Annotated in this window: 1 protein-coding gene; it reads left to right on the plus strand. The window is 51.6% G+C overall.

Annotation, left to right across the window (positions count from 1 at the left end; all coding sequences use genetic code 11):
• The first annotated feature begins 167 nt into the window (after window positions 1–167).
• A complete protein-coding gene (locus B060_RS0123585; protein WP_018084237.1) occupies window positions 168–938 on the plus strand; it encodes a carbon-nitrogen hydrolase family protein in 771 nt (256 codons plus the stop codon).
• Window positions 939–1,066: the final 128 nt, after the last annotated feature.

Raw genomic sequence — 1,066 nt, forward strand, 5'->3', positions numbered from 1 at the left:
TCGGAAAATTTACTGTCAAAATTCCACTATCGTGCGTTTTGCGTATACACCGCGTCGAATGGCAGTCCCACTAACATTAGAAATGAGCAGGGCGTTCCCTATTGTGGCGACTTTGTCGTACGCAGGCGTTAGGTTGGAGATATTCTGCGCAGTGAACCGAGTCCAATATGAAGATCGCATTTGTTGAGTGGCCAGAGGGGTTGTCAGTCGATCATGGTGAGTGGCAACGACTGATGTGCTCGATCCAGGCGGCTGAAATTGATTTACTCGTTACGAACGAACTTCCTTTTGGCCGTTGGATTGCCGATGAGCGAAGTTTTTCGGAAGACCTCGCCAGATACAGCATTGACGCCCACGAGAGAGGCCTTGAGGCGCTGGCTGCTTTAAAACTACCGGCCATCATTTCATCTCGGCCTATCTGGTACAACGAACGATTAGTCAACGAAGCGTTCGTTCTTGAGCACGGATATGTACGCGCCCTTCACCGGAAGCAATATTTCCCATCTGAACCTGGTTGGTATGAAGACGATTGGTTTGTTGGCGATGGATCTGGATTTGCCGTCAACGAGGTTCTTGGAATCAAAGTGGGAATCTTGCTTTGTACCGAGGCTATGTTCAACGAACACGCTCGGGCCTACGGCAAGCAAGAGGCTTCCCTTATTATCATCCCTCGAGCGACTGGCAGAGACACAACAATGTGGAAAACGGCCGCTGCCATGGCATCATTGGTTTCCGGTGCCTACGTTGTCAGCTCAAATCGAACTGGCCGCTCAAAGAGTGGCACCGTATTTGGGGGTAGAGGATTTGCTTATGCGCCGGAGGGGCAGATGTTGACCCAAACAAGCAAAGCTAACACACTCCAGGTCTTTGAACTCGACCTGGCTCTGTCGGACGCTGCGCGGCGATCATACCCATGTTACGTTTCGGAGTTGAACTGACCAGGACGCAGTGTGTTGATCGAGGACGTGCGCCTAGTGTTGTGACTCTAACGCCTGTCGCCCCCTGGCGACCTTTTCAAGAATGTCTGTAGCGGATTTGGTCCAAACGAAGGGCTTTGGATCGGCGT

It is taken from the genome of Asticcacaulis benevestitus DSM 16100 = ATCC BAA-896 (assembly GCF_000376105.1).
Lineage (GTDB): Bacteria > Pseudomonadota > Alphaproteobacteria > Caulobacterales > Caulobacteraceae > Asticcacaulis > Asticcacaulis benevestitus.

Coding starts and splice junctions, on each gene's coding strand:
- B060_RS0123585 (WP_018084237.1), top strand. CDS start 168: ATGAAGATCGCATTTGTTGAGTGGCCAGAGGGGTTGTCAGTCGATCAT.